This is a genomic window from Yersinia sp. 2466 StPb PI, from assembly GCF_041538325.1.
Lineage (GTDB): Bacteria > Pseudomonadota > Gammaproteobacteria > Enterobacterales > Enterobacteriaceae > Yersinia > Yersinia enterocolitica_E.
In genome coordinates this window covers 2,784,624-2,804,308 of the sequence record NZ_JAULSL010000001.1, presented here as the reverse complement: position 1 = coordinate 2,804,308, position 19,685 = coordinate 2,784,624, and the positions used below count along the sequence as shown (strand labels likewise).

The following is a 19,685-nucleotide window of genomic DNA, read 5'->3' as shown; positions in this document are numbered from 1 at the left end:
TCACCGCAGACCCGAATAAACAGGTATACTTAATCAATTATATGTTGGAGATGAATCAATGCTAGCGGGTATGCCTTCACTTTCCCATGAGGAACAGCAAGAAGCTGTCGAACGTATTCACAAATTCATGTCAGAAGGTATGAGCAGTGGTGAAGCGATCGCACTGGTGGCCGCAGAAATCCGTGAGCGGCACCAAGATGATCCACAAGCCATGGCTATCTTTGAAGATACTGATTTTGATGATCATGATGAATCTGATTATCGCCGTGATAATGAGCAAGATGCGGATGACATTGAGGATCCGTACGAGGGATAAGCTCGGGATAGCAACTGATTAAACCCGCCGTTAATTGGCGGGTTTTTTATGGGATAACCAGATGAACGGGCTGAGGGTTACCCACTGACCACGACAGCCGCTGCGGCTCGTTTCGCTACTTCGATGGCGGTAGTGATATCATCAGCGACGGCCAGCGCCACCCCTAAACGCCGTTTGCCGGCAATGTCAGGTTTACCAAATAAGCGAATTTGCGTATCGCCAGTCAACGCAGTTTCTAAGCCATGATAAGCAATATTCTGGCTGGTCAATTCAGGTAAAATAACCGCTGAAGCGGCCGCGCCATATTGACGGATAGTGCCAATCGGGAAACCAAGAAATGCCCGGACATGTAATGCGAACTCAGACATATTTTGTGAAATTAACGTCACCATGCCGGTATCGTGCGGGCGCGGTGACACTTCACTGAAAATCACTTCATCGCCACAAACAAATAATTCCACGCCAAATAAGCCATAACCGCCGAGAGCTTTCACCACCTGAGACGCGATCGCTTTTGCGCGCGCCAAGGCGGTCTCACTCATCACCTGTGGTTGCCAAGACTCACGGTAGTCGCCATCTTCCTGACGGTGGCCAATAGGCGCACAAAAATGGATGCCATCAACAGCATTGATTGTCAGCAGGGTAATTTCAAAATCAAAACGAACCAAGCCTTCAACAATCACTCTGCCACCCCCGGCGCGGCCACCTTGTTGGGCATAATCCCAGGCGGTTTGCAGTTGACCTGCATTGCGGATCAGACTTTGGCCTTTACCGGAAGAACTCATTACTGGCTTAACGATACAGGGATAACCCACTTCACTAACGGCCTGACGGAATGCGCTATCAGTGTCGGCGAAACGGTAGCTAGAGGTTGGCAATTGCAGGGTTTCTGCCGCTAAACGGCGAATGCCTTCACGGTTCATCGTCAGCCGGGTTGCCTCGGCACAAGGCACGACCCGTTGGCCCATCATCTCGAGTTCAACCAGCATATCGGTGGCGATAGCTTCTATTTCTGGCACGATATAGTGCGGTTTTTCCTGTTCGACCAACTGTTTCAGCGCCGAGCCATCCAGCATATTAATTACATGGCTGCGATGGGCAACATGCATGGCGGGTGCATCTGCATAGCGATCCACGGCAATCACTTCCAGCCCCAGTCTTTGGCATTCGATAGCCACTTCTTTACCCAACTCGCCAGAGCCAAGCAACATGACACGGGTAGCGCCTGGGCGCAGAGCGGTTCCAATAGTTAGCATAGTTAGGTACCTACATCAGTGGGATAGTTGCACATTTATTTGTCGCGCGATCAATTTTACGGGCGCCAGTATACGGCAAAATGGCAACGAAAACGATTGCGTATCTGGCGAATGGCAGTGAGTCGATATCAATATATGCGCAGCGCATTGCGTATTTGGTTTGTTTTTTGCGGTTTAACTCCGGCAATGCCCCCATTTCTGGTATTATCGCGCCAAAATCTTGCGCTTGCCTTCAGGCTGTCGCTGCCATTCCATCCAGTTATAAGAGTTACTGCCGTGAGCACAACTTCCTTTTCTTCCCTGACGCTGCCTGCTGAGCAGTTGTCCAATCTTAATGAACTTGGCTATACCGAGATGACACCGGTACAGGCTGCGGCTTTACCGGCAATCCTCAACGGGCAGGATGTCCGGGCGAAAGCCAAAACCGGCAGTGGCAAAACTGCGGCATTCGGTATTGGTTTACTCGATAAAATTGCGGTCGGTGAGTTTGTTACCCAGGCATTGGTACTGTGCCCGACCCGTGAATTGGCTGATCAGGTCAGCAAAGAGTTGCGCCGATTGGCCCGTTTCACGCAAAACATTAAAATCCTGACCTTGTGCGGTGGCCAACCGATGGGGCATCAATTGGATTCACTGGTACATGCGCCACACATTGTTGTGGGCACGCCGGGGCGTATTCAGGAGCATTTGCGTAAGAAAACACTGGTACTGGAAGATCTTAAGATTCTGGTATTGGATGAGGCTGATCGCATGCTGGATATGGGCTTTACCGATGCCATCGACGATGTCATTGCCTATACCCCGCCACAGCGCCAAACCCTACTGTTCTCAGCTACCTATCCGGTCGGTATCGAACGAATCAGTGCGCGAGTTCAACGCCAACCAATCAATGTTGAAGTTGATGATGGCGATGAAGTTCCTGCCATTGAGCAGGTGTTCTTTGAAACCACCCGCGAAAAACGTTTGCCGCTACTGATATCAGTTCTCAGTCATTATCAGCCGAGTTCTTGTGTGGTTTTCTGTAACACCAAGAAAGATTGCCAAAGTGTCTATGAAGCATTGGAATCTCGTGGAATCAGTGTGCTGGCTTTGCATGGTGACTTAGAACAACGTGACCGTGATCAGGTGCTGGTGCGTTTTGCCAACCGCAGTTGTCGTGTGCTGGTGGCAACCGATGTAGCAGCCCGAGGCCTGGACATTAAAGATCTGGCGCTGGTGGTTAACTTTGAGCTGGCCTTTGACCCAGAGGTTCACGTGCACCGTATTGGTCGTACTGGTCGGGCAGGGATGAGTGGTCTGGCGGTTAGCTTGTGTACACCACAAGAGATGTCCCGCGCGCATGCCATTGAAGATTATCTGCAAATAAAACTGAAATGGACCCCGGCGGAACAGGTGAGCCGTAGTGCTAACACGATGCTAGAGCCTGAAATGGTCACGTTATGCATTGATGGTGGGCGCAAAGCAAAAATTCGCCCAGGTGATATTTTGGGTGCTTTAACCGGTGAGGCCGGTCTGACCGCTGCTGACGTCGGTAAGATTGATATGTTCCCAGTCCATGCCTATGTTGCAATCCGTAAAGCCAGTGCCAAACGTGCCTTACAGCAATTACAACAAGGCAAGATTAAAGGCAAAAACTGCAAAGCCCGTTTATTGAAATAATTACACGAAGGGGAGATGACTGTTGCATCCCCCCGACAACTCACACTATACTGTTTATATGTACAGTTACTTGTGGGCGTGAAAGACATGAAAAGGACATACAGCAATGGCCGTTGAAATAAAATTCGTCGTGGTAAGACAGGGTGAGGAAAAAATGACTTTCACAACCAAAAAAGAAGCCGATGCTTACGATAAAATGCTGGATTTGGCTGACAATTTGTCTGAGTGGCTGTCACAGGCTCCCTTAACCCTTGAAGAAGATCAACGCGAGGCGCTGAGTTTCTTCCTGGCAGAAAATAAAGAGGCGTTGGGGCAAATTCTTCGAGGTGCTAACCCTGCGACTCCTGTCGATGGGCAAGCAAAAGTGAAAGCGGAAAAGAATGTACCAGAGAAAAAAAACAAATCTGAAGAAAATCAAGCCGCTTAATTTGCCAACTTTCAGCAGAAAGTGAAAAAGGGATCTAAAATGAATCGTGAAATCACCTTCTTTAGCCGATTTGAGGCGGATATTCTGGCAGATCGTAAGACGATCACCATCCGGGATAGCAGTGAATCCGATTTCCGCCCAGGGGAAACCTTGCGCGTATGTCGCAATGAAGATGGCGTATTCTTCTGCCACATTATGGTCAAATCAGTCACGCCAATCATGCTGGAGGCACTGTCTGACCGTCATGCGGAGCAAGAAAATATGTCATTGGATGAGCTGAAAAAGGTGATTAAGGAGATCTATCCTGGGCTGGAACAGTTTTATGTGATTGAATTTACGCGGTGTTAATTAAACGGCGTTATCATTATTACCCTGCAACGCTGTTCACTCTGTAACCTACCTTTCAATCATCGTTCCTACCATAGGATAGAAATAATAATATTTGGAGGAATGATGAGAAAGACAGGATTAGCCTTGGTATTGATCACTGCATTGGCGGGTATCACCAGTGGTGTACAGGCCCAAGAGCCGCGAGTAGCGAAATTACCTGCTTGCCCCGGTTTAAACCAATCTCAGGTAGCAACGCAGGTTAAGCGAGATTTTCTGCAAAACAGAATTACGCGTTGGGAAGCGGATAAGAAACAATTGGGTACTGATAGCCCAGTGGTTTGGATTAGCGCGGTAGACATTACAGGCCAGGATGATGTCTGGCAGGTTCCAATGACTGTTCGTGGTAACAAGGGTGACAAAACCTACCAAGTGGTACTTGACTGCAAAGCTGGCAGCATTACCTATAATGGCCCTAAATAGGTATACCTCTCATTAGTAATTGACTCAAATAGGTCTGGGTAGAATAACGTCTGCATAAAGTTAATAGCTGCCAAACAGGTGCTGGAGGAAACGTATCTGGTACCTGTTTATCCCCCCTCACGGCGGATACTCTCTCAGGTCTCTTTTATAATCATATTTATCATTTAATTAGCTCCCTTCAGCTAAATTATAAGCATATGCTGGTGCTTGGCATCCACAGGTAATCGTGTCACTCTCGCGTTAACGAACACAGATGGATAACTCAACCAATGACCATACCTCCAAAGGCCGATAAACGCCCTTATCCAATAACTATGCACGGCGATACCCGTGTAGATGACTATTATTGGCTACGTGATGACGAGCGTACTGACGCCGATGTTCTGAACTACTTGCAAGCTGAAAATGATTTCACCAACGCAGTGTTGCAGCCACAACAACCTTTGCGAGAAACCCTGTATCAAGAGATGGTTTCGCGAATTCCGCCACAGGAAGAATCAGTCCCCTATATCCGCAATGGCTATCGCTATCAGACGCGTTTTGAGCCGGGTAATGAATATGCTATTTACGTGCGTCAACCGGTTTGGGCTGATAGCAGTTGGGAAACGTTATTGGATGGCAACCAACGGGCAGCGGACAGTGAGTTTTATACCTTGGGTGGGTTGGATGTTAGCCCAGATAATCATCTATTAGCGGTTGCAGAGGATTTCTTATCGCGTCGCCAATATGATATTCGGGTGAAACATTTGCAAAGTGATGTTTGGCACGAAGAAGTTATCAGCAATACCTCAGGTAGTTTTGAGTGGGCCAATGATTCAAAAACGCTCTATTACGTGCGCAAACATGAAAAAACATTACTGCCTTATCAAGTGTATCGCCATGTAGTAGGAACCGACCCTCAATTGGACCAACTTATTTATCAGGAAACTGACGATACATTTTATGTTGGGCTGGAAAAAACCACATCTGAACGTTTCATTGTTATTAATCTGAGCAGTACCACTACATCTGAAATCTTGTTGCTGGATGCTGATAAGCCTGAATCCGCACCACAGATGTTTGCACCGCGCCGTAAAGACCATGAATACGGGTTGGACCACTATAAGCAACATTTTTATTTACGCTCAAATAAAGATGGCAAGAATTTCGGTTTGTACAAAATAGCCGAAGAAGGTAAGGAACAACGTGATTTTGCCGATGAATCTCAATGGGTGTCATTAATCGCGCCAACAACTGATGTTATGTTGGAGGGCTTCAGCCTATTCCGTGATTGGTTGGTAGTGGAAGAGCGTAGTGAAGGGCTGACGCATTTACGACAGATTCACTGGGCCACTGACGAAGAGAAATACATTACTTTTGATGACCCAACCTATGTTACCTGGCTGGCTTATAACCCCGAGCCAGAAACAGAATTGCTGCGCTATGGCTACTCCTCTATGACCACACCAAGTTCAATGTTTGAACTTAATATGGATACAGGTACGCGCCAGCTACTGAAACAGCAAGAAGTGAAGAATTTCACCCCGGAAAAGTATCGTAGCGAGCGGATATGGGTCACTGCAACCGACGGCGTAAAAGTGCCGGTTTCATTGGTTTATCACCAAGATCACTTTGTTTCAGGTAGTAATCCACTGTTGGTTTATGGCTATGGCTCATATGGCAGCAGTATGGATCCCGCATTCAGTGGTAGCCGATTAAGCCTATTGGATCGTGGTTTTGTCTTCGCTCTGGCTCATATTCGGGGCGGCGGAGAATTGGGACAGCAGTGGTATGAAGACGGTAAATTGCTCAACAAGTTAAATACTTTCAACGATTTTATCGATGTTACCAAAGCATTGATAACTGAGGGTTATGGTGATGCTAACCGTGTATTTGCCATGGGAGGCAGTGCTGGTGGCTTGTTGATGGGGACGGTCATCAATCAGGAACCCGGGTTATATAAAGGCGTAGTGGCACAGGTGCCGTTTGTTGATGTGGTAACCACCATGTTGGATGAATCGATTCCTCTCACCACTGGCGAGTATGATGAATGGGGCAACCCGAACGATAAGACGTATTACGACTATATTAAGCAATACAGTCCTTATGATCAGGTAAAGGCTCAGGATTATCCGCACATGCTGGTGACTACCGGCTTACATGATTCACAGGTTCAATACTGGGAACCGGCAAAGTGGGTCGCCAAGCTGCGTGAAATGAAAACGGATGACCACCAATTATTGCTCTACACCGATATGGATTCAGGTCATGGCGGTAAATCAGGCCGTTTCAAAGCGTATGAAGACATCGCTTTGGAATATGCATTCATACTGGCTTTGGCTTAATCTAGTCAGGAATATTACGTCAGGTAATAGGTCAGGGTATGGCGCATATCTGGCGTAAGGTCAGTTATTGAAGCTAACATCCAACGCAGATAGTCCGGGTCTTGCCGGGCTATCTGTTCAATGCTTTTGCCCCGGTATTTCCCAAATTTAAATGTCTGTAATAACAGCGGCTGCTGTGTTATCTCGGCCATTTGTTCGGCGTTCCAACCAGAGTCTTGCATAATGCGCTGTAATAGCGCCGCAGTGACATAGCAGTCGTATAAAGCACGATGCGGGTATAGATTATCCGGTACTGAAACATTCAGTCGCAAAGCGTAACGCAGATATTGATTACTGTGCTTAATGTCAGGATAGAGCATTCGTGCCAGCTTAAGCGTACAAATCCATTGGCCGCCCATCTCCGGTAATACCCCACGATCAAAAGGCGCATTATGGGCAACATAATATGGGCTGCCTTGATATCTTCTAATCGCCACCGCAATTCGTGGTTTGCCTTCTACCATTTCTTCAGTGATATGGTGGATTACCATCGCATCAATGCTGATTGGTCGGTCTGGACTAATCAGATCACTCATAGGGTTAGCCAATGCTCCATCAACTAAATCAATAGAAGCAACCTCAACAATCCCACCGGCTAAACCACAGGTTTCGGTATCGATAACACGAAAATACATTTCTATCTCCCACCGACTATTGCTAAATAATAGCAACAAAAAACCCGCCTAATATGGCGGGTTGACTGACGAGACGAAAAGCCCGTTTATTCTGCGCTGGTAGAAGATGACTTCTTAGCGCGTTTCTCCGCTTTTTTCTCAGCTGGAGTTTTTAGTGGCTTTTTCTTCGCGTTCTTTTTGCTGTCCATTCCCTTACTCATGGCTTGCCTCTCTTTACCTTCGGTTAGGTTGGTACGCCCACCTATTAACCACCTTATGAGGGTAAGTTGCAAGGAGATAAAGCATCAATGCAATTAATCTATTGTTTAACAACAGTATTATTAAATCTTAATTTATCTTGTTACCGTTTAAATCGTGTTATCCCGAGGATATAACTGCGCAGAATGCATTGAGATATGGCGTAATTATCGCCAGTTGGAGGAATTAATTGGCTGATTGGCGTAAATGTGATGTTTTATCGTTGACCCTGCGTGCTGTATAGGCTTTGATAACTTTAATGTCTAATAACAAACATGGAAAAATAATGGAACAATTACGTGGGCTTTATCCAGCGTATGAACCCTACGACAGTGGTTTATTAGACACCGGCGATGGGCATCAGATTTATTGGGAACTCTGTGGCAACCCAGAAGGTAAACCAGCTGTATTTATACATGGTGGACCGGGAGGGGGTATTGCACCTTATCACCGGCAACTTTTTAACCCTAAAAAATATAAAGTGCTGCTGTTTGATCAACGTGGATGTGGTCGTTCAAAACCCCACGCCAGTCTGGACAATAATACAACCTGGCATTTGGTCGATGATATCGAACGGCTACGCAAAATGGCGGATGTAGATAAGTGGCTGATCTTTGGTGGTTCATGGGGCTCAACACTCGCATTGGCTTATGGTGAAACACACCCCGAACGGGTCAGTGAGATGGTTCTGCGTGGAATTTTCACACTACGCAAAAAAGAGTTGAATTGGTACTACCAGGATGGGGCCTCTCGTTTTTTCCCAGATAAATGGCAACGTATACTTTCCATTTTATCGCCAGAAGAACGGAGTGATATTACTGCTGCTTACCGTAAGCGGCTGACATCACCTGACAAGGCGGTACAACTGGAGGCTGCCAAAATTTGGAGTTTATGGGAAGGTGAAACTGTTACATTATTACCGACCAAAAGCTCTGCTTCCTTTGGCGAAGATGATTTTGCTCTGGCCTTTGCCCGTATTGAAAATCACTATTTTACCCATCTAGGTTTTTTAGACAGTGATAACCAATTGTTGGATAACGTGACACGTATTCGTCATATTCCAGCAGTTATTATTCATGGTCGATATGATATGGCGTGCCAGCCACAGAATGCCTGGGATTTAGCACAAGCCTGGCCAGAGGCTGAATTGCATATTGTCGAAGGTGCGGGGCATTCCTTTGATGAGCCAGGAATTCTGCACCAGTTGATTCTGGCTACAGATAGATTTGCGCGTAAGTCATAATTGTCTTATTCGGTCCACTCCCGCAACTTGATACCTGCGGGAGTTTTTAGTCGCTTACTTTATCTTGGGCTCATACGGTAAGCGTGAGAATTTAATTGATTCAGCACGGTAGTGAGCTAAGCGTTGTAAAAAATACTCACGCAGTTCTTCCGGCTGTTCCCGGGCGATCATTTCAGCAATCACTGGCATATTGTAACGCTCTTTAAACGCCACACCTGAAGCGGCTAAATCAACATTCATTTTTGCCGTTTCTTCGTCAGAAAGCTCCGTCAGATTATATCCCATCGTTTTCTCCTTCTTAGGCTGTGGGGGTATGGCGCAAAAGGTAATGCAGGTAACGTGGATTGGCAAGTAGCGGATGTGACCAAACCATCACATTAATCGGTTATCTGTATTGGGATAATATTAATACCCACTGTAATTAATTATTATTTTAAGGTGAAAATCAAATAATAATCATTCCTTTTAGTATTTTGCCGGTAATGTGAATGATTCTTATAATAATTACGGTAATTTGTGGGATTTATTATTTTATGATTTAAATCAAGTGGTTGAGTTGTCTTTATCTTTTTAATGTTTTTATTGTAAATGGGGTGTTCTTATTTTGTATTTATCTTGGCATAATACGAAAAATAATCATCGCTTACCTGCATTATAAAAATAAGGGAATTATTATGTTGAAAACAGAAATGGCAAAAAAGCTCAATGAGCAGCTTAATCTGGAGTTTTACTCTGCGAATCTTTACCTGCAAATGAGTGCCTGGTGCAGCGATAAAGGTTTTGAAGGTGCTGCGGCATTTTTAAAAGAGCATTCTCAAGAAGAGATGCAGCACATGCAGCGTTTGTTCGAATATCTCAGCGGGACAGGCTCTATGCCGGTTTTGGGTACGATCAGCGCCCCACCAATTGATTTTGCTTCTCTGGCTGATGTATTCAAGCAGACTTACGAGCATGAGCAGCTTATTACTACTCAAATTAATGAACTCGCTCATGCAGCAATGGAAAACCACGATTATTCCACGTTCAATTTCCTGCAATGGTATGTGGCTGAGCAGCATGAAGAAGAAAAACTGTTCAAATCCATTCTTGATAAACTGGCCTTGGTGGGTAACAGCGGTAATTCATTGTTCTTCGTTGATAAAGATCTGAAAACAATGGCGGCCCAAAGCCACGTTCAAGCTTAATCTGTATTGTTAGAGTGATTGACGCAGTTTTTGATTCTCGATCAACAGAATCAGGAACTGCGATTTTCGTTTTTCCCCGCTAACTTAGCTACACAACTCCCTCCATCTTATTGTTTTCGTGCTAATTGCATATTGTTTAGCTATGGTTTCTCGACTTGCTATATTCAAATCGTTATCATTTGCAATAACGACAAGGCAGTGAGTTGAATTGCTGCCCAATTATTGGTGATATTTCAATCACCACTCAGAATTTGGCGTTTTGTTTTGTGTGCTATCTCACAGGTAGTGCAATTGACTGGAAGTGATAGGGGTTCGCGCTGCCAATATAGGATATGGTTGGTAGCAGATTGATTCTTTTCCCCATTGATTAAGGGATACTATGTTTATTCGCAAAGTCCGTTCTTCTTGCCGCATGCTTTCGGCGCTTATTGTGTTGTTTGTTGGGCTATCTAGCCAGCAAGCTCTGGCTCACGCACACCTGAAAATAGAGTCGCCAGCTGCCGATACCACTATCGGTTCAGCACCAGAAGCAGTGACGCTGGGTTTCTCTGAAGGTATTGAACTCAATTTCAGTGGCGTGAAAGTTACCGGCCCTGATAACAATGTAGTGAAAACTGGTGCGTTAAAATTGGATCCGGTGAATAACACACAGTTGATTTTGCCTATTGATCATGCATTAACAGCAGGGAAATATAATGTTTCATGGCACGTGGTGTCTGTCGATGGTCATAAAACCAAAGGCACATACAGCTTCACTGTGAAATAATATGTCTCTGGCGGCTCTATTCGTTCTGTGTCGCTTCTTGCATTTTCTGGCGGTGATGCTGATGTTTGGCATCAGTATATTCACCGCTGTATTAGCACCAGATCGATTCTCTTCAATACTCAAAACCCGTCTGTCACCTCTACTGATCTTCAGTACTTTTCTGGGGCTTATCTCTGCCGTGGGACTTTTAGCCGTTCAGGCTGGAATGATGGGTGATGGTTGGGCTGATACTTATCGATTGACCGTTTGGTGGTCGGTATTTGGTACACGCTTCGGCCAGGTGTGGCAATGGCATATGGGTTTATCCATTTTGATTATGTGGATAGTGTTGCTGGGTTCAACTCGTAGCAACTATCGACTGATAGCGGGCTGCTCAACGCTGTTACTCGCGAGTCTTGCTTTTACCGGGCATGCGGCGATGCATGCTGGAGTCGTGGGATGGATTCACCAAACTAATCAAATCATACATCTGCTCAGTGCGGGTTACTGGCTGGGTTGCTTACCAGCGCTGCTGATTTGCCTCGTTTATACCCGCAATAATGATGTCAAACGTGAAGCCATCACTACGTTGATTCGATTCTCAAGCTGGGGACATCTGGCCGTAGCATTGGTACTGGCGAGTGGTGTTATTAACAGCATCATTATACTGGGCGATACCGCGCTGACGCTGACATCTACTTATCAGATACTTCTGCTCTGCAAAGTGTTATTGGTGATGTTTATGATTATTGTTGCACTGATTAATCGTTATCTCATCGTTCCATTGCTTAAGCAATTACCCGCTAAAGCTCACTATTGGCTAGTGGTAAATAGTTGTGTGGAAATTATCCTCGGTGTAGCGGTATTACTCTTAGTCAGTGTTTTTGCCACTATGGCACCGGTATAGGGTAAAGCTATAAGTAACAGATATTGCTACTGAGCTTGCATTGGAGCCTTTGGATGCGAGAAAATCTAAGCAATCAATTAATTGAGGATAATTAAGATGAAAGGTTTTGTGCTGACGTTATCGTTGCTGATGCTATCAATTAACGCTATTGCTGCTGGAAAGATAGTGACGGTCAGTAAATTTGAATTTGGTAAGCAATGGGCATTTACCCGAGAAGAAGTGATGCTGGAATGCCGCCCAGGTAATGCTTTATTTGTGATTAACCCGAGTACGTTAGCGCAATATCCCCTCAATGATATTGCTACCGAGCAGATGAAATCTGGCCTTGTATTAGCGAAGCCGTTAGATATTTTGTTGTTAGATGACAGTAACAACCCTGGGCAGAAGATGAGCTTGGCGCCTTTCCAGCAGCGTGCAATGTCATTGTGTCAAAATTAAACCTGAAATTGTGAGACTCACCAATATTAACCCGTATTTTTCAAATGATTACTATTACTAGTAATAGGTTTGAGTTTTCGCCATTCAGATTAGTTTACAACCGTAATTAATTAGTTCTATTGCCAAGTTGGCGAAACACATGTACTCGACTACGCTTAAGGAGTACGGCTGAATAAGCCTACGTTAATGCCAACTTTTAGCGCACGGCTCTCTCCCAAGAGCCATTTCCCTAGACCGAATATAGGAATCGTATTCGGTCTCTTTTTAACTATTTGATTTTAAATGTGGATTTTAGGTTTATCGAAATTTTATCGAAATCTGATATTCGGTCTTTTATAGCATCACGTATTCTTTCCCTCTCGTATCAAGATACTTGTTCGTCATCTTCTCCGATTTATGCCCCAGTAGTTTCATCGCAAATTCCTTACCTTTTTCCTTTTCATACAATCGCCCAGCCAGACTTCTGATCTCATGAAATGTTGGCGGACTCTCATCAAAACAAAAATCTGTTCCTTTTCTCGCCGTTACGAATTTCTTTGTCAGGCTATCTGGATGTAGTGATCCATCAGGGCTATTTTTTCTGATGCCTGCACTTATCATAAAATCTGTTTTACTGGCTAATCTGCATTGGTCAATCACGGTACTAAGGCGTAGGCCAACTACTTTAAGTTCGAGATCTAAGGGTAGTGAGATCATTGCTCCAGTTTTGCCTTGGTCTATCTGTAATTTGCCATTAACGATCTGATCAAAGCGCATCATTGTTAAATCCTCACGCCGTTGGCCAGTCACCAGTGCCAGGTCCATCGATAACCCAAACCATGCTGGTAATGCACCGGCTACATTACGAATGGCGATATACTGATCCAGTTCTAGGCGTTCGCGTTTAACAACTGGTTTAGCTGAGCGTGTCGGTGTCACCGGATTATTTTCTATGTGGCCCTCGACAATCGCTTCTCGGAAAATATCAGACAACACTGATCGCATGGTGGCGGCCATGGTTTTTTTGTCCTGTGCCACCCAAAACTCTAAAAACTCGGCAATATGTCGCGTGCTGATTTTAGCTAACACCCTGTTGCCTATCTTTTCGCTGATCATGGCTATTTGTCCCTTGCGAACTTTATAGGTGTTTTCGGCCAATTCTCGGCGCTTATAGATGACGTCATATCGTTTTAGCCATGCCGCCAGTGTGTACTCCTGCGTGCCTTTGAGCTTTTCTAGTAGCGCGACAGGAGTGTAGTTTTGTTCAATGAAATTATTGGCTTCAATGGCTTGGGATATGGCGTCTCGCCGGGCAATTTTGCCGAGAGATAATTCCTTTCCAGTTAGCGGGTTGCCTGACTAAATCAATATCGACCTGATGAGTACGAACTGATTATACGGCATTATGTGTTGAATCAGTCAAAACGGGCCATTGCTCGGCAGCAGAAACGGGATGAAAGAGCCGTCAGGGTGAGCATGCAGATGGCCGAAGGATTTGTTGATGGTTGCTTGTCGATGATAGACGTTTGCCTAGAAATGGACCCTGCAACAATGAAGTCAGAAATTTATGATGAAAGTGTTGGTGCGGCCGCAAAAAGTGTATTAGTATGATAATAGTTGGTTATGAAGTAGCGCTTATTCAGTCAAATAAACCTCGCCTTTGTGCGGGGTTTTGTCTTTTCTGGAGTTTGCATTAGTAGACTGAATTATCTGAAAAGTAACCTTGCTGATGGCGTGCTTATAAATTGATGCGTAGACCCCTACGGAAAATTGCCCGGTGCGCCTCTCTGTTGGTAATCATATCTATGAGATATTGGCAACTATTCCAGCCCTTGAGTTAATAGTTATAGGGGGGCTGTTTTGTGAGTCATGCCCACTATAAAACTGGTCATGTTTAATGTTTGTTTATAATTGCACTGTATATTATATAGTGCTGTGATAGTTACCTTGGTGCAAGGATTGCATTATCATTGGTACGGTTACAGGGTCAGCTATCACAGCACCAAACTCAAAGCCTCGGTTAATCGCCGGGGCTTTTTATTTTAAGTAAATCACTGTTCGTTTAAAAATGGGTTATTAATATTTTGATATATTCCCTTAACAAATGATAGGGATGTGATTTATGAGAATGTTAATTGCTGTTATTTTGTGTTTACCATTGTCTGCTTGTTCTTGGAGTTGGATACCAATGCCGTACCCAAGTTCTTCAGAGATATGCCCTCGCGGGACGGATAGTATCTCTCAGCAATGCCGTTGAATTATTGGTGGGAGCTGTAATTACTGGAGGGCTCATTCGCATGAGCGCTGGGCAGATCCACACTATCGACTTTCCAAAATAAGCTAAGTGTACCTTACTGATGTGAAGTAACGGTTGGGAAAAACAGGCAACTTTCCAGCCCTTGAGTTAATTGCTCAGGGGCTTTTTATTAGCTATCGATGTTGTTCTCCACCATATATACAAAGTGCGTACCAAGGCTCTGACCAAGAATTACAATCTTTATTACACGTGTGACTAACACCCATAGAGACACAAGCAAACGTAGGGATTGCTATTGTAAACAACAACGCCACCGCTCCAAACTTTATAATTTTAAACATAATGATTTCTCCAAATTTGCAGGTGAGTTTTTATATGCTCACGTCCATATACTTGAAATATTTAATGAGTGTCAAAATAAATACATGGATCATTGATGAATCGTATACTAGTTAATAATGAAATGATTATGGTGCTATTTAATTTTGGCCTTTTTTTCATTTCTACATTCGCATGGGTACTGGATTGGTTAATCCAATCGTTGTGAAACAGTATCCAGCCGAATGTGGAGAAAGCCGGCACCGATATGTGGGGATACAAGTGGAACACCAGTGAAACGACATCTGCGAACTCCCCGCCACCACAGAAGTACATTTAAAGGTATGTGGTCAGCACATCGTTAGGTGTTGACGCCGGAACCGTAACCGACTTCAAAAATGATAAGCCCCGACATAAGTCAGGGCTTTTTGGTTTGTGGAATGGGTGGATACCTTCATTGAAAAGCACATGTCCTATTAATGTTCAACAGCGTCACCATTACGCATTCTTTGTATTACTCGCCACACAACAGTAATGACGGATTGGAGTCATCACCTTGATTTACTATTTATTTCGACCACATGGACAAATAATCCTAAAAGGTATTCATCATGTCTAATTCATTAAAATATCCCATTATTCTCGTTCACGGTTTCAGTGGTTTCGATAAGATTGCTGGAATCTATCCTTACTTTTTCGGTATTCAGCAAGCACTGGAAAAAGCCGGAGCTACTGTATTCACTGCCTCTATATCGGCAGAAAACAGTAATGAAGCTCGTGGTGAACAATTACTCAGTTTTGTAAAACAAGTCACCCAATTAACCGGAGCCCACAAGGTCAACCTGATTGGTCACAGCCAAGGCCCTTTGGCCTGCCGCTACGTCGCCGCCATTCATCCCGAACTGGTTGCGTCTGTTACCTCCGTTAATGGGGCAAACTTTGGCTCGGAAATTGCCGATCTGGTCCGTTTGGCGATGAAACCAGGCTCCCTTCCAGAAGCGATTGCGGGCGCAGTGATGAACGTTTTTGGCTCATTCCTTTCCATTATGACTGGTCGTCCCTCCCTGCCACAAGACAGTGTCGCAGCGCTTAACTCGCTCACCAGCGAAGGCGTCGCTAAATTCAATGCCAAATATCCGCAGGGTTTGCCAAGCAATTGGGGAGGCGAAGGTAAAGAATATGAGAATGGCGTTTATTATTATTCTTGGGGTGGGGTGATTAATTACAACCCGATTGAGCAGGGACTCAATAATTTTGATCCGCTGCATATTTCAATGGTTGCCCTCTCATTTCTGTTCACAAAAGAACGTTTACAGAATGATGGGTTGGTTGGGCGCTATAGTATGCATCTCGGCAAAGTTATCCGCTCTGATTATTCAATGGATCACCTGGATGCTATCAATCAAACTGCGGGGGTTGTTACCAGCAGTACCAACCCTGTTCAACTATTTGTCGAGCACGTGGCACGTTTAACATCGAAAGGGTTATAACTTTCGGATAAGAGTGCTTGCGAGCTCTGTCACGTTTAGCTAATTGAAACTGCTATAGTCAGGGCTACACCGAGTGCTTTTATAGTGTAATAGATTTAATTTTAGTCACTAGTTTTATGCAACGCTAAGCGATCAATTCACGACAATTTTTAAGGCTCACTTCGGTGATTTTTTATTCTTTTTTTTGGGGGGGGGCGAGGAGCTCAATAAAAATGAGCGATATTTACTAATTGTTTATGTTGCTAGTGTAAATTATAACTTGCCGTGACAGTTGCTTTTTGATGATTGTGGCTCAGTCGTCCTACCCGTGGTAGTTAGCTATCACTGCATTATATTTCATCGACCAATCCAATATGATTATTAGGCGCAAAAAAAAAGCCCTTACCTCTATCTTATTTGGTAAGGGATGCCAATTCGGCCAACACCAGGGAAAGTTATGTTGATTTCATTTTACCGAAGGGATCGTTCCCGTCAATGAATATATAAGTTCAATTAATTGAATTAAAATAGATTATTTATAAATGTGTTTTATATAATTAGCTCGTTATTAATATCTATAGATTAAAACTGATATAGCCAGAGAACATCCCGATCACTACAGAATAATTTTAAGGCTACCAATTTGGTGGCCTTTTTTATTTAGCGCCCGTCAAAACAGTCAATTACTGAAAACACCCTCATATCTCCGAGTGACTACGACGGGAGCTATTACCTACTCAACCGCATACGAACCCGACCAATGGCCGGGGATATATACCCAACTGGTGGCCACGTGATGTAATTCGTTATAGCGGTGCTGGTTTTGCTAAAATTCACCAACCTGTTATCTGGTAACTCTCGACTCGATGGGTTATAAAAATTATCTAAATATCGTTAAATTCGGGTCCCTGTTGAGCAAATACAACGATTAGTGGTGTGTTTATCCTCAGAATCATCTTAATACAAATAGGAATCGAAAATGGTTAATCTTGCTAACACTAAAGGTAACAATACCACTGGTGTACATATGCTTCAGCGCGACAAAAATGGTGGTTTTCGGATTCGTACCAGTCCAGATTGTCTGAAACGCTTCACTTCAGCTGATATACGGCCAGAACATCGTAGTTGGTTCAACGGGAAAAACGAAATTTACGGTTCGGAGCCTTACAACACGATTGAAGAAGGTGCGGCAGCTCTTTGTGCGTTCATCGAAAAGGTTTGCGGCATCACATGTGTCTGGGAACCTAAGAGAAAATAACGGCACCCCTATCTGGATTGGGGCAGATCAATTATGTCCGATCCTCGCTCTTGAGAGACCAACATAATCATTGGAGGAGGTTTGATTATGAATATGTCGTCGTGGAAAATCCCATCATCGGCCAAAAAACTTCCTCAGAGATCATATATGGGGGAGATAACGACAGTGCCTATACAGCTTCTTCAGGGCTAGTTCAGGGGGAGGAGTGATGTTTTGAGCAGTCAGTGACCTGCGGGTAATTGCGACATACTAGATTGAGTTTGTTTTTCGGCTCGAAACCTTTATCCAGCATGCATCGTTGAATATTAGCGGCTTTGCGCAGCGTCGGCACGTAAGGCGTCGAACCCAACGGTTGCGGATAACCGCATTGATACATCACCGCCAGTGCTTGCTTGTCGTTTTCAACTTCATGAGAAAAATGCAGCGAGGCTCCCACTTTACGCCAGGTAATCAAGGAAAACTTGCTCACGCCGGAATCCGGCTTAATCGGATGAAACCCTCTGTCTGCGACAAAAGGCAGCGCTTCTAGCTGACTCTGACTTAAGGGATACCCCTGCTCTTGCTTGAGGCAGGCTGGTGTATCATGGTAAACACGAACGCTGCAAATTTTGAATCCGTCTTTACGGGTAAACCCCATATTCTCCATGCATTGGTAATACAGAACGGACTCATTATCCGTTTTGGGAATATCGGAGCCGGGGAGTTGCACGCCGCATTTACCCATCGCGACGCGCACGCCGTCGATATCCGTATCAGGACGTTGCCACTGTGTTAGATCCGGTGCAGGGGGGCACCCTGTCAGCAGGAAGATAGACGTCATCAGCAGGGGTAAAGTTATCAGAGTCGATTTTCGGAACATTAAAATCCCTTATTTATTATTGTTTCAGATCGCATCCATACTGCCCGTATTGCTCCTGTGTGACAACGCTGTCCGGGTTTTGATTATCACTGAAATAAAAATTTCACCCAGCCTGGATTGACTAAATCTCCACGTTCTATTCTGAAACATTCGATCCGCTGATACCAGGAATGTATTTTTCAGTTCTAACTTCCGCACCTCGCTCGAAGCTGCCGTAGCAAAGACTTTAAGCAGCCATGAGCAAAAATAAAACGTTAGAGCGTATTTCACAGATCAGGGTTTTACGCCGGAATCTCAGATTTTTCCTGCGGTTAAAACTATACTGAGGTTTGATATTCCGCTTGTGTAACAAATTTACAAATTTCACTGATGATGGCAGGTTCAGGCTTGAGTATTGCGCTTACATGATCTCCCGTTGCCGAAATGAACGCAAATTTGTTCGCTTCGGTCCAGTAATTTAGTTGTCGGTAGTAAACATCTTCCAGTCCAGCCCAAAATAATTTAGGAGTGTTGATCTGAGTAAGCTGTACCGAATCATAAAAACCATCGTACGAGCTGATTGCATTGAAATATGCACGTACTGCTGGTTCTGTAGCTGGTGTTATCCAGTCGGTTAATTCAGGGGCAGTAATTTTTGCGTACGCAAAAAATGTATCAAAATCCAGTTTTCCATTTGGGCCTTCAGGAAGGCCATTTTCAACATCCCATCCCCCAATAACCAGTGAAGACAGGGCTTTTTGATGGTATTTTACTAATCCTGCAGCCAGCCAAGCCCCCGAAGAATAGCCTATTACATGAGCCTGTTGGCACCCTAATGCATTGATTAATAATTTTATATTTAATGCCTGTTTTTCCTGCTCATAAAGACCAATTTCAACTGGCTTATCACTCATTCCATGCCCTAACATGTCAGGATATGCGACACAAAATTTGTGGCTGAGAGCCTCAACCAACCCATTAGTGAGCCATGAATTTCCATCCATCAGTAAGCCATGTAATAGTACTACAAGAGGACCATTACCTTTTGTTCGATAATATAAATGACCATTTTTACCATTCATAATCATATAATACCTTCAATAAAAAGAATTAATTAACTGGTCTAACTCCGGTTGAGAGGTTTTATTCCGTCAGAACGCAGCTGACCATCAGGAAATATATGCCTGTATAGCGTTTGCCTGGTTATCCCCAGTTCCTGGCATAATGTACTGACTTTCGTCTCTGGTCGTCCCATTGGTGCCAGAAGCTGACGTAACCAGTTTTGAAAGAGTACATATGGACGTCGCTAACATCGCGTTGCGTTAAAAATTAGGGGGCAGGTCACG

At 44.4% G+C, this 19,685-nt stretch carries 18 protein-coding genes and 3 pseudogenes; 14 read left to right on the top strand and 7 right to left on the bottom strand.

The window, feature by feature from the left end; all coding sequences use genetic code 11:
* Nucleotides 1-58: 58 nt before the first annotated feature.
* Nucleotides 59-316, top strand: a complete 258-nt coding sequence (locus tag Q2T72_RS12730; protein WP_083158598.1) for a YoaH family protein — start codon at nt 59-61, stop codon at nt 314-316.
* A 77-nt stretch (nt 317-393) separates the two neighbouring features.
* Here the strand turns inward: Q2T72_RS12730 and purT are convergent, their stop codons facing one another.
* Nucleotides 394-1,572: a formate-dependent phosphoribosylglycinamide formyltransferase gene (gene purT / locus Q2T72_RS12725; protein WP_083158599.1), complete on the bottom strand. Its 1,179-nt coding sequence runs from the start codon at nt 1,570-1,572 to the stop codon at nt 394-396.
* A 276-nt stretch (nt 1,573-1,848) separates the two neighbouring features.
* On the opposite strand from purT, the gene dbpA reads away from it, so the two are divergent.
* The 5 genes from dbpA to Q2T72_RS12700 all read left to right on the top strand — a co-directional run bounded on the left by dbpA (nt 1,849) and on the right by Q2T72_RS12700 (nt 6,792).
* A complete protein-coding gene (gene dbpA / locus Q2T72_RS12720) occupies nt 1,849-3,231 on the top strand; it encodes an ATP-dependent RNA helicase DbpA (protein ID WP_083158601.1) in 1,383 nt (460 codons plus the stop codon).
* Nucleotides 3,232-3,337: 106 nt separating this feature from the next.
* Nucleotides 3,338-3,658, top strand: coding sequence for a YebG family protein (locus Q2T72_RS12715; RefSeq protein WP_083158602.1), 321 nt, complete (start codon nt 3,338-3,340; stop codon nt 3,656-3,658).
* A 39-nt stretch (nt 3,659-3,697) separates the two neighbouring features.
* Entirely contained in the window at nt 3,698-4,006 is a 309-nt protein-coding gene (gene yqfB, locus Q2T72_RS12710; protein ID WP_372569262.1) for a N(4)-acetylcytidine aminohydrolase, read from the top strand.
* Nucleotides 4,007-4,111: 105 nt separating this feature from the next.
* Nucleotides 4,112-4,468, top strand: a complete 357-nt coding sequence (gene yebF, locus Q2T72_RS12705) for a protein YebF (protein WP_265331620.1) — start codon at nt 4,112-4,114, stop codon at nt 4,466-4,468.
* A gap of 269 nt (nt 4,469-4,737) precedes the next feature.
* Nucleotides 4,738-6,792, top strand: a complete 2,055-nt coding sequence (locus Q2T72_RS12700; protein ID WP_372569261.1) for a S9 family peptidase — start codon at nt 4,738-4,740, stop codon at nt 6,790-6,792.
* A 14-nt stretch (nt 6,793-6,806) separates the two neighbouring features.
* Here Q2T72_RS12700 and exoX read toward each other — a convergent pair whose 3' ends face one another.
* On the bottom strand, nt 6,807-7,466 hold the full coding sequence (gene exoX / locus Q2T72_RS12695; RefSeq protein ID WP_083158606.1) for an exodeoxyribonuclease X: 660 nt from the start codon (nt 7,464-7,466) through the stop codon (nt 6,807-6,809).
* A 523-nt stretch (nt 7,467-7,989) separates the two neighbouring features.
* On the opposite strand from exoX, the gene pip reads away from it, so the two are divergent.
* Nucleotides 7,990-8,946 (top strand): prolyl aminopeptidase, encoded by a 957-nt coding sequence (gene pip, locus Q2T72_RS12690; RefSeq protein WP_083158607.1) that lies wholly within the window; start codon nt 7,990-7,992, stop codon nt 8,944-8,946.
* Nucleotides 8,947-9,000: 54 nt separating this feature from the next.
* On the opposite strand, the gene Q2T72_RS12685 is transcribed toward pip, so the two are convergent.
* On the bottom strand, nt 9,001-9,231 hold the full coding sequence (locus tag Q2T72_RS12685) for a DNA polymerase III subunit theta (RefSeq protein ID WP_083158608.1): 231 nt from the start codon (nt 9,229-9,231) through the stop codon (nt 9,001-9,003).
* Nucleotides 9,232-9,620: 389 nt separating this feature from the next.
* Between Q2T72_RS12685 and ftnA the strand changes: the two genes are divergently transcribed.
* The 4 genes from ftnA (at nt 9,621) to Q2T72_RS12665 (ending at nt 12,220) form a co-directional block, all read left to right on the top strand.
* Nucleotides 9,621-10,130, top strand: a complete 510-nt coding sequence (gene ftnA, locus Q2T72_RS12680; protein ID WP_083158609.1) for a non-heme ferritin — start codon at nt 9,621-9,623, stop codon at nt 10,128-10,130.
* A 379-nt stretch (nt 10,131-10,509) separates the two neighbouring features.
* The gene (gene yobA / locus Q2T72_RS12675; RefSeq protein WP_083158610.1) at nt 10,510-10,896 is read left to right on the top strand and encodes a CopC domain-containing protein YobA; all 387 of its coding nucleotides are present in this window, start codon (nt 10,510-10,512) and stop codon (nt 10,894-10,896) included.
* Nucleotide 10,897: 1 nt separating this feature from the next.
* A complete protein-coding gene (gene copD, locus Q2T72_RS12670; protein WP_372569260.1) occupies nt 10,898-11,782 on the top strand; it encodes a copper homeostasis membrane protein CopD in 885 nt (294 codons plus the stop codon).
* Between the two features lie 96 nt (nt 11,783-11,878).
* Nucleotides 11,879-12,220: a YebY family protein gene (locus tag Q2T72_RS12665; RefSeq protein WP_193784646.1), complete on the top strand. Its 342-nt coding sequence runs from the start codon at nt 11,879-11,881 to the stop codon at nt 12,218-12,220.
* 333 nt (nt 12,221-12,553) lie between these two features.
* Here the strand turns inward: Q2T72_RS12665 and Q2T72_RS12660 are convergent.
* Nucleotides 12,554-13,552 (bottom strand): annotated as a pseudogene (locus Q2T72_RS12660) (tyrosine-type recombinase/integrase); the annotation flags it as partial.
* Between the two features lie 6 nt (nt 13,553-13,558).
* Here Q2T72_RS12660 and Q2T72_RS12655 point away from each other — a divergent pair.
* The 3 genes and pseudogenes from Q2T72_RS12655 to Q2T72_RS12645 form a co-directional block, all read left to right on the top strand.
* Nucleotides 13,559-13,810, top strand: a pseudogene (locus tag Q2T72_RS12655) (antiterminator Q family protein); the annotation flags it as partial.
* A 1,575-nt stretch (nt 13,811-15,385) separates the two neighbouring features.
* A complete protein-coding gene (locus Q2T72_RS12650; protein WP_083158629.1) occupies nt 15,386-16,264 on the top strand; it encodes a triacylglycerol lipase in 879 nt (292 codons plus the stop codon).
* Nucleotides 16,265-17,222: 958 nt separating this feature from the next.
* On the top strand, nt 17,223-17,501 hold the full coding sequence (locus Q2T72_RS12645; RefSeq protein ID WP_372569259.1) for a hypothetical protein: 279 nt from the start codon (nt 17,223-17,225) through the stop codon (nt 17,499-17,501).
* 193 nt (nt 17,502-17,694) lie between these two features.
* On the opposite strand, the gene Q2T72_RS12640 is transcribed toward Q2T72_RS12645, so the two are convergent.
* From Q2T72_RS12640 to Q2T72_RS12630, 3 genes and pseudogenes are all read right to left on the bottom strand, one after another.
* Nucleotides 17,695-18,360, bottom strand: a complete 666-nt coding sequence (locus tag Q2T72_RS12640; RefSeq protein ID WP_083158631.1) for a hypothetical protein — start codon at nt 18,358-18,360, stop codon at nt 17,695-17,697.
* A gap of 317 nt (nt 18,361-18,677) precedes the next feature.
* The gene (locus Q2T72_RS12635) at nt 18,678-19,421 is read right to left on the bottom strand and encodes an alpha/beta fold hydrolase (protein ID WP_372569258.1); all 744 of its coding nucleotides are present in this window, start codon (nt 19,419-19,421) and stop codon (nt 18,678-18,680) included.
* A 41-nt stretch (nt 19,422-19,462) separates the two neighbouring features.
* Nucleotides 19,463-19,615, bottom strand: a pseudogene (locus Q2T72_RS12630) (recombinase family protein); the annotation flags it as partial.
* Nucleotides 19,616-19,685: the final 70 nt, after the last annotated feature.

Bases quoted from the DNA above. Each gene is read 5' to 3' on its own strand.
- Q2T72_RS12730 (WP_083158598.1), top strand. From the start codon at position 59: ATGCTAGCGGGTATGCCTTCACTTTCCCATGAGGAACAGCAAGAAGCT.
- purT (WP_083158599.1), bottom strand. From the start codon at position 1,572: ATGCTAACTATTGGAACCGCTCTGCGCCCAGGCGCTACCCGTGTCATG.
- Q2T72_RS12715 (WP_083158602.1), top strand. From the start codon at position 3,338: ATGGCCGTTGAAATAAAATTCGTCGTGGTAAGACAGGGTGAGGAAAAA.
- yqfB (WP_372569262.1), top strand. From the start codon at position 3,698: ATGAATCGTGAAATCACCTTCTTTAGCCGATTTGAGGCGGATATTCTG.
- yebF (WP_265331620.1), top strand. From the start codon at position 4,112: ATGAGAAAGACAGGATTAGCCTTGGTATTGATCACTGCATTGGCGGGT.
- Q2T72_RS12700 (WP_372569261.1), top strand. From the start codon at position 4,738: ATGACCATACCTCCAAAGGCCGATAAACGCCCTTATCCAATAACTATG.
- exoX (WP_083158606.1), bottom strand. From the start codon at position 7,466: ATGTATTTTCGTGTTATCGATACCGAAACCTGTGGTTTAGCCGGTGGG.
- pip (WP_083158607.1), top strand. From the start codon at position 7,990: ATGGAACAATTACGTGGGCTTTATCCAGCGTATGAACCCTACGACAGT.
- Q2T72_RS12685 (WP_083158608.1), bottom strand. From the start codon at position 9,231: ATGGGATATAATCTGACGGAGCTTTCTGACGAAGAAACGGCAAAAATG.
- ftnA (WP_083158609.1), top strand. From the start codon at position 9,621: ATGTTGAAAACAGAAATGGCAAAAAAGCTCAATGAGCAGCTTAATCTG.
- yobA (WP_083158610.1), top strand. From the start codon at position 10,510: ATGTTTATTCGCAAAGTCCGTTCTTCTTGCCGCATGCTTTCGGCGCTT.
- copD (WP_372569260.1), top strand. From the start codon at position 10,898: ATGTCTCTGGCGGCTCTATTCGTTCTGTGTCGCTTCTTGCATTTTCTG.
- Q2T72_RS12665 (WP_193784646.1), top strand. From the start codon at position 11,879: ATGAAAGGTTTTGTGCTGACGTTATCGTTGCTGATGCTATCAATTAAC.
- Q2T72_RS12650 (WP_083158629.1), top strand. From the start codon at position 15,386: ATGTCTAATTCATTAAAATATCCCATTATTCTCGTTCACGGTTTCAGT.
- Q2T72_RS12645 (WP_372569259.1), top strand. From the start codon at position 17,223: ATGGTTAATCTTGCTAACACTAAAGGTAACAATACCACTGGTGTACAT.
- Q2T72_RS12640 (WP_083158631.1), bottom strand. From the start codon at position 18,360: ATGTTCCGAAAATCGACTCTGATAACTTTACCCCTGCTGATGACGTCT.
- Q2T72_RS12635 (WP_372569258.1), bottom strand. From the start codon at position 19,421: ATGAATGGTAAAAATGGTCATTTATATTATCGAACAAAAGGTAATGGT.